This window comes from Delftia tsuruhatensis NBRC 16741 (assembly GCF_001571325.1).
Classification (GTDB): domain Bacteria; phylum Pseudomonadota; class Gammaproteobacteria; order Burkholderiales; family Burkholderiaceae_C; genus Comamonas; species Comamonas tsuruhatensis.
This window is the reverse complement of record NZ_BCTO01000042.1, coordinates 33,538-47,990: the sequence shown is the minus strand read 5'-3', so window position 1 is coordinate 47,990 and position 14,453 is coordinate 33,538. Positions and strand designations below refer to the sequence as shown.

The 14,453-nt window shown below is 60.9% G+C and carries 10 protein-coding genes; all 10 read left to right on the top strand.

The features are described from left to right. Positions 1 to 20 precede the first annotated feature (20 nt). Positions 21 to 1,049, top strand: a complete 1,029-nt coding sequence (locus tag DTS01S_RS29855) for an acyltransferase family protein (protein ID WP_074931974.1) — start codon at positions 21 to 23, stop codon at positions 1,047 to 1,049. Between the two features lie 8 nt (positions 1,050 to 1,057). Beyond that, complete coding sequence (locus tag DTS01S_RS20115; protein ID WP_061288593.1) at positions 1,058 to 2,428, top strand: hypothetical protein; 1,371 nt, start codon at positions 1,058 to 1,060, stop codon at positions 2,426 to 2,428. A gap of 140 nt (positions 2,429 to 2,568) precedes the next feature. Then, entirely contained in the window at positions 2,569 to 4,566 is a 1,998-nt protein-coding gene (locus DTS01S_RS20110) for a hypothetical protein (protein ID WP_017407607.1), read from the top strand. 21 nt (positions 4,567 to 4,587) lie between these two features. Continuing rightward, complete coding sequence (locus DTS01S_RS20105; protein ID WP_017407606.1) at positions 4,588 to 4,938, top strand: EamA family transporter; 351 nt, start codon at positions 4,588 to 4,590, stop codon at positions 4,936 to 4,938. Positions 4,939 to 4,943: 5 nt separating this feature from the next. Continuing rightward, the gene (locus DTS01S_RS20100) at positions 4,944 to 5,921 is read left to right on the top strand and encodes a glycosyltransferase (RefSeq protein WP_017407605.1); all 978 of its coding nucleotides are present in this window, start codon (positions 4,944 to 4,946) and stop codon (positions 5,919 to 5,921) included. A gap of 51 nt (positions 5,922 to 5,972) precedes the next feature. Then, on the top strand, positions 5,973 to 7,847 hold the full coding sequence (locus DTS01S_RS20095) for a hypothetical protein (protein WP_017407604.1): 1,875 nt from the start codon (positions 5,973 to 5,975) through the stop codon (positions 7,845 to 7,847). An 86-nt stretch (positions 7,848 to 7,933) separates the two neighbouring features. Next, positions 7,934 to 8,731 (top strand): HAD-IIB family hydrolase, encoded by a 798-nt coding sequence (locus DTS01S_RS20090; RefSeq protein WP_026062949.1) that lies wholly within the window; start codon positions 7,934 to 7,936, stop codon positions 8,729 to 8,731. Between the two features lie 623 nt (positions 8,732 to 9,354). Beyond that, positions 9,355 to 9,945: a fimbrial protein gene (locus DTS01S_RS20085; RefSeq protein WP_017407602.1), complete on the top strand. Its 591-nt coding sequence runs from the start codon at positions 9,355 to 9,357 to the stop codon at positions 9,943 to 9,945. A 113-nt stretch (positions 9,946 to 10,058) separates the two neighbouring features. Further along, the gene (locus DTS01S_RS20080) at positions 10,059 to 10,820 is read left to right on the top strand and encodes a fimbrial biogenesis chaperone (protein ID WP_016452763.1); all 762 of its coding nucleotides are present in this window, start codon (positions 10,059 to 10,061) and stop codon (positions 10,818 to 10,820) included. Between the two features lie 274 nt (positions 10,821 to 11,094). Further along, on the top strand, positions 11,095 to 14,187 hold the full coding sequence (locus DTS01S_RS20075) for a fimbria/pilus outer membrane usher protein (RefSeq protein ID WP_061288591.1): 3,093 nt from the start codon (positions 11,095 to 11,097) through the stop codon (positions 14,185 to 14,187). Positions 14,188 to 14,453: the final 266 nt, after the last annotated feature.

The window sequence follows — 14,453 nt, the reverse complement described above, 5'->3', positions numbered from 1 at the left end:
AGACAGGCCATACCATAGGCATGACAGCAAGCACTCCCAACCTTCATCGGCCCGTTTCCCACACCAACAATTTCGATGCCATTCGAATCGTTGCGGCACTGGCGGTTCTCGTCAGTCACCACCATGCACTCATAGGGCAATTTGAGCCACTGGTGCTGGGAATACACTCGCTGGGCGGTTTCGCGGTGCTTGTGTTTTTCGTGGTCAGCGGCTACTTGGTCACCTGCAGTTGGAACAATGACCCGCATCTCGTACGCTTTACCTTGAGGCGTGCCCTGCGTATCTGGCCAGCGCTTATTGCTGTAGTCGTTCTGACTACTTATGGCTTGGGCGTGTGGCTGACAACCCTTGCCCCCAAGGAATATTTGCAAGACAGCGCAACTTCCGGCTATTTATCCAATATATGGCTGCATGGCAAGGCCGGACTTCCGGGACTCTTCGAAAACAATCCTCTCAGAGGAGCGGCCAACGGCTCAATCTGGACCATTCCCTACGAGGTGCAATGCTATGTGATCCTGGCCTGTGCAGGATTGCTTGGCGCCTTGCGCATTCGCACTGTATGGCTGCTGATGGTACTGGTGACGACCATTTGGTACCAAGTCAAATACGGCCCTGATTTTCACCCTGACTGGAAGCTCAAGCGTGAAATGATGGTCTATTTCATTCTTGGATCCGCGCTGGCAGTTCTTCAACCTAGCTGGAGCAGGCGACCATTGCCGTGGCTTGCGGCATTGACAGTTGCAAGTCTGTGCGCCTGGTTTTTCGGGCTGCGATACCTTTCATTGATGATTGCACTGCCCTACCTCCTTATTTATCTTGGCACTCAATCGACCCCCATATTGCGTCAATTCGGCCGCTGGGGAGATCCATCCTATGGTCTGTATCTGATTGCCTTCCCCATCCAGCAGACCGTTATCCATTTTTTCTGGCCAACCATTGGCTCGGCCAGCGTTCTTGCATTGTCCGTTGCCATCACCACGGTTCTTGCCTATGCGTCGTGGCACGGCATAGAAAAAAGGGCACTCAAGATCAAGCCTCGCAAACCCTAGGACAAAGCATGCCCGGAAGTCCACAACGAAGATTCATATGGCTGCTGGCGCTCATCAGCGCTGTCTACATGCTATGGCTGCTGGCCTTCTGGCCAGGCGTTCTAGGGCAAGACAGTCTTGCCATCATTCTTGAAGTGGAGACCGATCGGGTTGCTCAGGCAGGCAAACCTGCATTCTGGTACCTCTACAATCTTCTGCTCTATGCCCCCTGGAGGCTGGTGGAAGTCCCCATCCTCATACAAATGAGCGTCAGCACGGTTGTAAGTGCACGTATTCTGAGCTGGATGCTGGGCGAACGCCTCTACAAGAGCTTCTGGTATTGCCTTTTCTTTGTTGCACTGGCCCCCAGCGTCCTTTATTACTCCATCGCGCTTTATTCTGATGGAATCTATGCCATGGCCATGATGGGCATGCTGTTCGAGATATGGCGCTCCCACCGTGCCAGACGCCTCGATACAGCTGCATGCTGGATGCTGGCCTTGACCATTCCTTTTGCATTGTTCGCACGCCCCAACGGATTCATCAATGCAATTGCCCTTGTCGCATTATTTTTTGCCCTGCCGAAACTTCATCGCTGGAGGCTTCTGGCCATCACGCTGCCATGGTGTGCCATAGCAATATTTGCCAACTCCCAATACAAATACCATACACCTATCGGCAGCATTTTCCCTCTCGCTCTCTATGAAACCGTGGGCTTCATGGAACATCGCCCCATGGGATTGTGGGAATATAACAAACCTCGCATATCCCAAAAATCAGCAGAGGCACTCACCTCCACTGGAAAATCCCTGAATCACATCATGAAATTTCATGATCACTATTACTGGGATCCCCTCATTTTCAGTGATGCAGGCCCAGCCCTTCTGCATCTTCCCAGGCAGGCAAAGCAAACCATTATCAAAGAGTTCTTCAAATACAATCTCTGGCACAATTTTCCCGCTTTCATGGCAAGCAGAGTGAATATTTTCCTCTATGCATCCCTGGCCAATGGCGGACTCCCCCCCCCGGAAGCCGCTCAATACATTCTTTCCCAGACAAAATCGGAATCAACCGTACAGTTTCGCGAACTCCTTCCGCATAGAATTCTTATGCCTTGGTACAATTTTGCCTTGGAATATAGAGCCATATTCTGGGCTCCATGGCTGGGAATATTCCTCATCATTTTCACCACAGCAAAGGCATGGCGCCTGCGGGATCGGAGCAGCCTGATAGTGTGCAGCATCTTCACACTCCAACTGACGGCCGTATTCTTTTTCTCCATCGCCGGGGAATATCGATATCTGCTTTCCTTCTTCACCGCTCCGCTGGTACTGCTGCCCGTACTTTCTCACTTGCCATCGAAAACCTCAGGCAAGCCACTCACACAATCAGCGACATAGACACACATAACATGAGAATCACCGGCGTGCAGAGCAATTGCACCATCGATTAAAATTGGCAGATATTCTCTTATCAACCGCCAGCTTCATAAGATAAAATCAAAATCCAGTCCAGCCCTGAAATGATGTCCTCATAATTTATGCAGCGCAAATTCGGATTCTATTTTTCAGCTCTGTGGCTGGCGTTCATCCTGGTTGCAGCGACCAAGCGCCTCATCCGCTTCTTTCCCTTGCCCGATGACCAGCTCAACGGCGACGCCTACTGGACCTACCTTCCCAACGCCCGCAAGCTGCTTGCAGACCCCTGGACCTTCCTGACCACCGACCCCGCCAGCTACTACGTCGCCCCGCTGGGCTACATCTGGGCCGCCGTATGGGGCGCCGACCATGCGCGCGTCGAACTGGCCAATTGCGTACTCTTTCTTGCCTGCGTTCTGATGATGTGGCGCTGCGCCACGCGGCTGGGCGGACTGTGGGCCGGGGTGATCGCGACCAGCCTGCTGGTCAGCTACCCGGCACTGGCTTCGTTCATTCCGCAGGTACTGACCGAATCTATCTATCTCTTCGGCCTGATGCTGTGCATGACAGCGGGCATTGAATACGCACTGGGAGGGCGGCGGCCTCGCCTGCTGTTAGGCCTGTTCGCCATCGGCCTGACCATCACCCTGCTGTCGCGCCCTGTTCTGCAGGTCTTCACACTGGCGGCCCTGATCGCTGCGCTGGTGCTGACGGCATACGCTGCCTGGCGCGGCCCGGCGCTTGGCCGCACCCTGCTCTGCCTTTCGCGCATCATTGATCGCCGTCTCTGCGTGGCCTTGGTGGCAGCTATTCTGCTGCCCGTTGCGGTCATCATCAAGAACGGCGCATGCTTTGACGTCTGGGCGCTGGGAACGGGCGCAGGCTCGGGCCTGCTCTATGGCGTGAGCCCCTCCAAGATGGGGCTGGAACCGATCTACTCTGGCTTCGGCTATGACGCCTCACTTGTTCCGCAGATCGCCTCCGACATGGCCACAACCAACCCACTTGCCCACGAGTCGGACCGCATCAACGCCCGTGTGGGCCTGGAAATCATCAGGAACACCTCGCTGGCGGACAACGCCGGGTTCTTCACCCACAAAATCAAGGCTTGGCTGATCTACAGCACGCCCGAACTGCAGTTCCTGCGCAAACTGCGCGCTTTGCGGGTGTTCGAGTGGCTTGCCATCGGCTTTGCCGCCATCTCGCTCGCTCTCCAGGCGCGGCGACGCCCCAAGGGCGAACGCCTGCGGCTGCCCGGCCCTCCAGGGCACGAGCCGGAACGGCTCACCATCCTGCTGACACTGCTCTTGCTGGTGCTGGCCATGGCGGCGCAACTGGCGCCTGTGCTCTACAACACGCGCTACAACCTCTTTTTCCTGGAGCCCTGGCTGATGCTGCTGTGCGGTGTGGCATGCGCCATCCTGCTGCAAAAACCTGCCGCGCTGGCCACATCCTCCGGCTCTGCAGCCAGGGGTCTGCGCCAGCTGGCGCAATGGCTGCCGCGCAAGGTGGCCATCGTGCTGGTGCTCGCACTGCTGCCGCCTGCGCTCGCACGCTACGCGGCCCGGCACGAAACCTGGGGCATGGACCCGTATCGGCCCGGCCCTGTGGAGATGGCACTGGACCGCACCGCCATGGGCGCCCTTCAGTCCCAGGATGCCACGGACCTCGGCGAGGGCCGGTGGAAGCTGACCACCAGCCCGGCCGCCCTGGTCATACCGCTGGAAATCAAGGAGCCCGGCATCCTTTCCCCGCATCGCACCATGGATGCCATCTGGCGAGCGCGCTTCGCCATCGAGCTGCAGGGAGAAGAAGCCCGCACCTGCCGCAAAGCCGCCGTACAGGTCTCCAACGCCTATCAGTCGAACGACTGGTATGAGCCCGATACCGCCCTGCGGCTGCGCCCCGATGGGAAAGCCCACACCTACGCCCTCCACGGAAACGACCATCTTCGCCCGGCAGGACCAGGCAAGCTGATCATTACCTTCCACTGCCCCAAGGACACCATCATCACCTGGTCTGGAGCGGAACTGCTAAGGTCCACGCTTCCCGAAGCCGCTCGCGCGTTGATACAGCAAGGCGTGCCCATCGACCCCTACTACCGCCACGAACCTCGCTGACGCCCTCGTCCAATCCACTACATGACTCCGTTCCTCACCAGCATCACCATCCTGTGCGTCCTGGGCATATCGCTAGGACAGATGCTTTTCAAGAAAGCCGCGCAATCCATACCGGATGCCGCCACCTGGCAGCATTGGGTGTTCAACGGTTGGCTCATCACCGCACTCGCCCTCTACGGCATCACGACCCTGGTCTGGATCTGGGTGCTGCGCCATGCGCCGCTGCATCTGGCCTATCCCTTCATGGGACTGGCATTCGTGATCGTGCCGTGCCTGGGCTGGCTGTTCCTGGGTGAGCCCATCCGCATTCCCACGCTGATCGGCGGCGCCCTGATCCTCGCCGGCATTACCATCACCGCCCACGCATCCTGAGCTCCATGTCCACGACCATGCGCATTGCCGTCGCCATCCCCTGCTACAAGGTCACCCAGCACGTGCTCGGTGTCATCAATGCCATCGGTCCCGAGGTAGAGGCCATCTATGCCGTGGACGACGCCTGCCCTGCCGGCAGCGGACGCTTCATCGAGGAGAACAACACGGACCCACGCGTGCGCGTGCTCTACAACCCCGAGAACCGGGGCGTGGGCGGCGCCATCGTCACGGCCTACAAGGCGGCGATTGCCGACGGCATGGACATCGTGGTGAAGATCGATGGCGACGGCCAGATGGACCCCTCGCTGCTGCCGCTGTTCGTGCGTCCCCTGCTGCGCCACCAGGCCGACTACACCAAGGGCAACCGCTTCTACCGGCCTGAGTCGGTACAGGACATGCCTCCGGTACGCCTGTTCGGCAATGCCGTGCTGTCCTTCATGACCAAGCTCAGCTGCGGCTACTGGAACGTGATGGACCCGACCAATGGCTATACGGCCGTACGCACCTGCGTGCTGGCCGAACTCCCGCTGGACAAGCTGGAAAATCGCTACTTCTTCGAGACCGACATGCTGTTCCGCCTGAACACCGTGCGCGCCGTCGTCAAGGACGTGCCCATGGATTCGGTCTATGCCGATGAGGAATCCAACCTCAAGATAGGCAAGGTGCTGCCTGAATTCCTGCGCAAGCACGCCTCGCGACTGTGGCGGCGCTATGTCTACAACTATCTGGTGCGCGACTTCAACGTGGGAACGCTGTACAGCCTGAGCGGCACGCTGCTCGTGCTGCTAGGCACCTTCTTTGGTCTCTGGCGCTGGGTCGTCAGCAGCAGTACCAGCCACCCGGCCACCAGCGGAACCGTCATGCTCGCGGCACTGCCCATCATCATCGGCATCCAGTGCCTGATCGCCTTTCTGCACTACGACGTCAGCAGCGTACCCACCGAGCCGGTCAGCCTGTCCCTTGAAGACGAAGCCGTCGCCTGACCGCGCCGTCTTCGCGGCCTGCCACATCCAGTCCTGTCCACCAGCCCATCCATGCCCCACCTGCCTCGCACCTTCCACCTTCCATACGCATCCACGCTGATCGCCGCAGGCCTTGCCCTGGCATCCATGGCGGCCCATGCACAGACAGGTTCTGGTGCCACGCGCAGCCAGCCCCTGGTCATCGCGCCCACGGTGGAAGGCATGCTCCTGTGCGATGAAGCCGTTGCCGACATCAGGATCAAGTCCATGGACGAGGCCTACGCCTTCTGCCAGCAGCGCAAGCTGGACGGCTCCGCGGCCGTCAACCGCCTGCTGGACACGCTGGAACCGGGCGGCCCGAAGGGTAACGTGCAGATCGGCTACACCGCCACGCTGCAATTGCTGGGGCTGTACCAGCGCACGTCCAAGGGCTGGGAAATCGACGAGGCCAAGGTGGACAGCTTCCTGAACGTCATCCGCAAGGTACAGCGCCCGGTCGTGCTGTATTTCTCGGCAGACCATTTCGACTCGGTCGGCCCCATTGCCGCCGAGCTGGCCAAGGACCCCGTCAACCTGATGCAGCTACGCGACGGCAAGCCTCTGGAACTGGGCTATTTCGGCTACCGCATCCTGCCCTACACGCTCTCCACAGACCCCTCGGTGCCCGTCAATCACTACCGCTTCAAGGCCCTCGAATACATGGCCAGGAAGATCCGGGAGCTGCCCCAGCCCGTACAGGACCGCATCATTGCCTACACCCTGCCCGGTGAACTGCACCACATGTTCCCGGACTTCGAGAACGGTATGGGCGCCTACAAGGACATCCGCGTCACCGACTACAGCCCAGGCTCGGTGGCAGGCTTTCGCCAATGGCTGCAGAGCAAATACAAAGGCATCGCGCAGTTCAAGGCGCAGACCGGGCTGGACTACGCGTCGTTCGACGTCATTCCTGCCCCATCCAAGGACATACGCAAGGAAAAACTCAACGGCTTCGGCGAACACTACGATGCATTTGCCGACGGCACACTGCCCGTGGGTGGCTGGCTGTGGGACCCAAACCAGGCCATAGAACGCCTGGATCTCTATCTGGACGGCAAGCTCGCAGGGCCCATGGCACGCGGACTCAATCGCCTGGATGTCTACCGCGCTGTGGACAACATCACCAGTCCCAACACCGGGTTCCGCTACAACCTCGACTTCAGCAACCTGACCGCCGGACAGCACATCGTGCAAGTGGTGGCCGAGTCCAAGGGACGCAAATACCAGTTGGCCAATGCCAACTTCGTTGTCGTTCCACGCAATCAGGGCAAGATGGTCAATCTGTACCCCAGACGGCTCGGGTGGATGCCGCCCACGTCCATGCTGGAGAAGCAGGGCGTGCGCTTCTGGCTAGACATGCCTGTTCAGTTGCAGGACGTCTACTACAACCCCCTGGCAAAGGATTGGAACCAGTACCGCGAATCCCAGGTGTATGCGCAGCTTGCGGTATTCCATGAACGTGCCATTGCAGCCGGCCTGCCCGCCGCCAAGCTCTTTTCCCACCAGATCATTCCCGATGTGAACCCCTCCTGGAATCCACAGCTGTTCGCCTCGACCCAGACGCTTGACGGCAAGGCACCTTGGAAGCAGGGCCTGAACATGTACGGCGGCGCCACAAACAGCGACTGGCTGCGCGGTTTCATGAAGCAGCACCAGATCGGCAGCGGCTACGGCGCGCCCGAGTTCAATCCGCAGCAATGGAAACTTGACGGAACGCACCTGGCCGCGCTGAAGGCCCACTATGACGCAGGCGCCACCTTCATCAGCCCCTACTACTTCTCGGTGATCAACCAGCGCTTCAAGGGCGCAGCCGAACACGGCGTCAACCGCATGGAACTGTCCCCCGACAACCCCAAGGACGGCTCCGACAAGTTCTACAAGGCCATCGTCGAGTTCGCCAGGCAGTAGGATGGAGCCCTTGCGCGCACGGTCCGTGCGTGCAAACGCTGCCCTTTTACAAGCCGCCCCGGGCGGCTTTTTGCATTTTGACGACCGTGCCTACAACCCTCCAGCCGCTGTCCCTCTGGACACCTCCCGCATCGCCGCTCGGCATCCTCACCGACATCGACGACACCCTGACCACGGAAGGCGTGGTGCCGGCCCATGTCGTTGATGCCATTGCCCAGCTCAAGCAGTCCGGGCTGCGCGTGGTACCGATCACCGGCCGCCCCGTAGGCTGGAGCGAGCCGTTTGCCCAGGCCTGGCCCGTGGATGCCATCGTGGCCGAGAACGGCGCCGTGGCACTGCGGCGCAATGCGCAGGGCGGGCTGGACAAGCTCTACCAGCAGGACGAGGCCACGCGCACCGCCAACTACGCGCGCATGCAGCAGGTGCTGGCCGAGATCGAGGCCACCGTGCCTGGCGCGCTGCGCGCCACCGACTCGGCGGGCCGCGAATGCGACATTGCCGTGGACCACAGCGAATTCACGCAGATGCCCCAGCAGGACATTGACCGGTGCGTGGCCATCATGAAGGCGGCGGGCATGAACGCTACCGTCAGCTCCATCCACATCAACGGCTGGTTTGGCGCGCACAACAAGCTCGAAGGCGCGCGATGGATCCTGCGCACCCTGTTCGACATCGACCTCGACGCCACGCTGGACCGCTGGATCTACATCGGCGACTCCACCAACGACCAGCTGATGTTCGAGCACATGCCCCACAGCCTGGGCGTGGCCAACATCGCGCGCTTCGTGCCCCAGCTCAAGCACCTGCCTCGCCATGTCACGCAGGCCGAGCGCGGCGACGGCTTTGCCGAAATGGCGCAGTATTTGCTGTCCCAGCGCCCCTGATCCACAGGGCCGAGGGCCGGTGCTGCCCTTGCAGGCCTTCGCCCTCGACCACCCCTCCCGATCTGCGGGACCCGCGCCCCCTCCGCAGACACCATCACCCTCAGCACAGGCAACCGCCCGGCGCAGGCGGGCTGCGCACCCTCTTTCCCCCATTCGACAGAGCAAATCTAGGACTATTCCTAGATTCAGGCTCAAATAATCAGAATGCGCCCTATTTCATATAACGGCGGCGCACACCTAGAATCCATCACATACCCAAAGAACAGGTTTTTTCGCCTTTTTCTTTGACATATTCTCTCCTGAACCCCGTCCGCGCCATTGGGCACTGGTGTCTTTGAGCAATTCAATTTCAAACATGCCAGAGAAACAAACCTCGCCCATCCCTCGCCAACGCTCCCTCATCCGAACAATTTCTCCATGTCAGCGCCACCACCTATTCCAGCATGATCGCAACCCCTGCAAATCATTGACCATGCTGACAGTTACCAACCATTGGATTGATGAGGTGAACATGGAACACTGATGATTTATTAACCACTCAACCATTCACACAATCTCTTATTCCATCAGCGCATTCATCGCTGCTGGAATTTCATTTATCTCTTCAACTCGAGGGAATACCCATGAAAAAGATCGCATTGCTGACATCGGTCGCCAGCCTGGTCATGATGGCCATGAACACCGCTCAAGCAGCAGACGGCACCATCAACTTCACGGGCGAGGTGGTCACCACCACCTGCAAGGTGGACACCACGGTCGCCGGCGCCGCCAAGGACGGCGTGAAGCTGCCCAACGTGGCGAACAACCAGCTGGCCACCGTGGGTGCCACTGTCGGCCGCCAGGCGTTCTCGCTGGAACTCAGTGGCTGCGAGCTGGCCTCCAGCGCCACCGCCACGACGCCTGTCTCCAAGGTCGCCGTGTTCTTCGAGGCCGGCCCCAACGTGGACCTGGTCACCGGCATGCTCAAGCCCGCAGCGGCCAGCGGTGCTGGTGCGCCCACCGTGGCCTCCGGTGTCCAGATCGCCATCGTGGATCCCAGCAACAACGAGCGCCTGAAGATCGGTTCCGCCCAATCGCGCTTTGTGGACATCGACAACAAGGTCGGTGGCACGGGCCGGGCCGTCATGCGTTTCGCCTCCGAATACGTGGCCACCGGCCCCGTGACCGCAGGCCGTACCGACACCTCGGTGACCTACTCGCTGGTCTATCAGTAATCACTGACTTTCAGGCATATCGGCCGCCTTGCGGTGGTCGATATGCCGTGTCTTCTGCTTTCCCGACATGGGCCCGGCCCCATTCTTTCGCTCAAAACCCAGAGAGTTCTCCGATGCTGACGATCAAACGTTCATATGGGCTTGCTGCCATCCTGTTGTCCCTTCTTCTTGGAACGGCGGCACAGGCCAGCGTGACATTGACGGGCACGCGCATCATCTTCCCCAGTGGCGAGAAGGAAGCCACCATCCAGCTCACCAACGAAGGCAGCAAACCTGCCCTGGTGCAGACCTGGCTGGACAAGGGCAACAACCAGGAATCGCCTGAGAACATCGACGTTCCCTTCGTCATCACGCCCACCATCATGCGCATCGAGGCGGGCAAGAGCCAGACGTTGCGCATCATCTATTCGGGCGAAGCACTGCCTGCCGACAAGGAATCCCTGTTCTGGCTCAACGTGCTGGACGTCCCGCCCAAGGCGGAAATGGAAGGCGACTCCAACAATCTCCAGTTCGCCTTTCGCACCCGTGTCAAGCTCATGTACCGACCCAGCAACCTGCCCGGCAATGCCCAGGAAGCTCCTGCCCAGCTTCAATGGTCGGTAGACGTTGACGCCAAAAACCAGCCTGTGTTGAAAGCACGCAATCCCAGCGCCTTTGTGGTCAATGTGGCTGGCGTTGAAGTGCAACTCGGCGGCAAATCCTTCGAGGCAGGCGTCGGGCCCGTTCTTCCCGGCCAGGTGGCCACCTTTCCAATCAAGGAACCTGCGGGTGTCAATATGGCTGGCGCGGCAGGTGCCACGGTGATGTTCAGCAGCATCAATGATTGGGGCGCCAGTCTCAACCACGAAGCCAGAATCGGAAATTCCGCCCAATAAACAGGGCAATGCGAGCACAGCCACGCGAATCCCCCGTCCTTTCCGGCCTGACTATCTAATGCCACTGCATTTTCAGCCCGGCCAGCACACCGATACCCAGCGTTAATACCCGGCGAAACGGCATCGGTCTCTTTACCGGGACTGGCACATCGGCCTTGGCCGTTCGCTTTGCATCGGGCGCACAGCATTAGGAGATAAGCAAATGATCAGGCCAGTCTTTCCAGATTCAGAAAAGGGAATCAAAAGCCGGCATACAAGGCAAGGAAAAGGAACAATGCCGGGGCCAGGCCAAGGCCCTGCCGGATATTTCCAACTGAAGCCCGGCCATGCGCTGCTGCTCTCCGTGCTGGTGTGCTGGCAGTCCGAGGCCCAGCAGGGGCAGCAGGTCAAGGAAGTCACGACCTCCACGTCCACCGGCCAGTGGCAGCCCACGCCGGCTGCTGTCGACTTCGACCCCAGCTTTCTGAACACCGGCAAGCAGACCATTGACGTCTCGCGCTACTCGCGCGCCAACGTGGTCATGGCAGGCAGCTACAACCCAGACATCTACATCAACGGCAACTGGGTTGGCCGCAGCGAAGTGCAGTTCAAGGCCCAGGCCGGCTCGCAGGACGCGCTGCCCTGCCTGGACAAGGCCCTGCTGGAGAAGGTGGGCATCGACCTCTCGCGCCTGCCGCCCGAGGCCGCATTGAAGCTGGCGGCCGACGGTGGTTGCAACCGGCTGGACCAGATCATCGCGGGCGCCTTCACCAGTTTCGATTTCGGCAAGCAGCGACTGGACCTGAGCGTGCCCCAGGCCTCGCTGCGCCGCTCGGTGCGCGGCTATGTCAGCCCTGACCAATGGAGCGCCGGCGTGCCTGTCGGCCTGCTCGGCTACCAGTTCAACACCTACCACGGGCGCTCCAGCAACGCAGAAAACACCACGCAGAGCTACCTGGGCCTGAACGGCGGCGTCAACATCGACCGCTGGCATTTCCGGCACAACGGCTCCTTCAACTGGGCGGACACTGGACGGGGCAACTACCAGAACATCTCCACCTACGCACAGCGCGACATTGCCGACTGGTCTTCCCAGCTCATACTGGGCGACACCTACACGGGTGGCGACCTGATGGACTCCACCTCGTTTCGCGGCATACGCTTGAACAGTGACGACCGCATGCTGCCCGACTCCCAGCGCGGCTACGCGCCCGTGGTGCGCGGCGTGGCCAACACCAATGCCCGAGTCACCATCACGCAGAACGGCATCAAGCTCTACGAAACCACGGTGGCGCCCGGCGCCTTCGTCATCAACGACCTCTATCCCACGGGCTACGGTGGTGACCTGCAAGTCAGCATCACCGAGGCCAATGGCGCCGTGCGCAGCTTCTCCGTTCCCTACGCGGCCGTGCCGCTGTCGCTGCGTGAAGGGCAGAACCGATACAGCCTCACTGCGGGCGTGGTGCGCCACCTGCCCAACACCTCGCCCATGTTCTCCCAGGCCACGTGGCAGCACGGCTTCACCAATATGCTGACAGGCTACGGCGGCGTGTCCCTGGCCAAGGGCCATATCTCGCCCATGATTGGCGCAGCGCTCACCACGCCCTGGGGCGCCTTCGGTGCAGACATCACGCACGCCTCCACCAGCATCCCCCACGACGGTTCCTTTTCCGGGCAGAGCCTGCGGGCCAGCTACGCAAAGTCCTTTGCGCAGACCGGCACCCACGTGGCCATTGCCGCCTATCGCTACTCCACCAACGGATTCTTCGGCCTCAACGACGCCATGCGCGCACGGGATCAGGCCAATCTGCTACGGCCCTCCACGGACCTGTACAGGCCGCGCAACCGCGCCTCCCTGGTCATGGGCCAGCAGTTCGGGCCTGGGGGAGGCAACCTCAGCCTCACGGCGTCCACTGCCAAGTACTGGAACCGACAGGGCTCCAACGTCGACTACGCCATTGGCTACAGCAACTCGTTCCGCAACATCTCCTACAACCTCTCTGCGGCGCGCCAGCGTGATGCCTGGGGACAGTCCAACACATTCCTGCACGTGGGCCTGTCGATTCCGCTCAGCATGGAGCGCGGCATGATGCTCTCCACCAATACCAACCGCGACTCGCGCGGCCGCGTGCAGGCCCAGGCCAACCTGTCCGGTCTGCTGGGCGACGACAACGCCATCTCCTACGGCCTCAGCGCCAACCACAACACCGGTGGAATGAATGGCAGCAGCACCAGTGCCAGCGCCAACGCCACCTACCGCGCATCGCAGACCGAACTCAGCGGCAGCGTCAGCGCCAGCAGCGGCTACCAGCAGTTCTCGGTAGGCGCGCGTGGCGCCATCGTGGCCCACCCGGGCGGCGTGACACTGTCGCAATCGGTGTCTGACACCTTTGCCATCGTGGAGGCCAAGAACGCGGAGGGCGCGCGCATCAACAACGCGCCCGGAGTGAAGGTGGACAGCCGGGGCTATGCCGTCGTGCCCTACCTCACACCGTTCTCGATGAACGAGGTCTCCATTGATCCCAAGGGCCTTTCCACCGACGTTGAGCTCAAGGAAACCAGCCAGCACGTCGCGCCGCTGGCCGGTGCCGTGCCGCTGTTGGTCTTCAAGACGGCCTACGGCCGCTCGGCCGTGATCCGCGCGCGGCAGGCCGGCAACATGCCTGTGCCCTTTGGCGCCAGCGTGCTGGACATGGACGGCAAGGAGTTGGGCGTGATCGGCCAGGCCGGCAAGCTGCTGGCGCGCGGGCTATCAGACCAGGGCGAACTGCAGGTGCAGTGGAAGACCGACACCGGCATGGTGGGCTGCAACCTCTCCTATACCCTGCCTGAAAGAAAGCGCAGCACCACCCACCAGCCGCCGCAAAGCCTGGAACTGCCCTGCGTGGCCAGCAACAAGCTGCTGCCTGCGGCCACCGACGTGGCATCTGCCAAGCCGGGCAAGACCGCGGCAACCTCAACCGCAACCACCAATGCCAAGACAGCCGTGGCAGGCGCCCCGGCCTCCAACGCTGCGTCCGCTGTGGCTCTGGCCGGCATCACCCAGGAACGCATGGCAGCAACGGCACCGGCCACGGCAGTCGCCAGCGCCCCGGCAGTCACTGCGGCGGCAGTGCTGCCCGCTCGTGCCACACAGCCGAGCGGCAGCCAGCAGGCACTGAAGCTGGAGCGCGACCTGGACGGCCTGCGCATGAGCGTCAAGATCAGCGCCTTGCCCACCACTGCACCAGTCATCGGCAACGCGGGCAGAACTCCCGTAGCGGCAGGGCACGACGCAGGCACCGGCAAGCACAAGCCGCCGCAGCAAACCCTGCGGGCTGACCGTCCGCTGGCCATCCTGCAGCCCAGCTTGAAGATCAGGGTCCTGGCATCGGCCGATCAGACATAAGCACCGGAAAAGCAGCCCAAATGGCCCCTGCCAATGCAGGGCCACGTTGATTGCCTGCACCAGCAGGCTTCCATTTCCGACTCCCGCGCCGACTGCAGATACGTTGGTACGGGTAGCCATCGGCATGCAGCTATTTGTCGTCACTGCCCAAACGCTGTTCATCAAGACCCGCAAGATTGACTGCGGGCCTTGTGCCGCAGGGCGGCACAGCCGAGACCTTGCTCTTCTCGCAAAGACCATCGTCCGCTTGTCTGCCGGCATCAGCT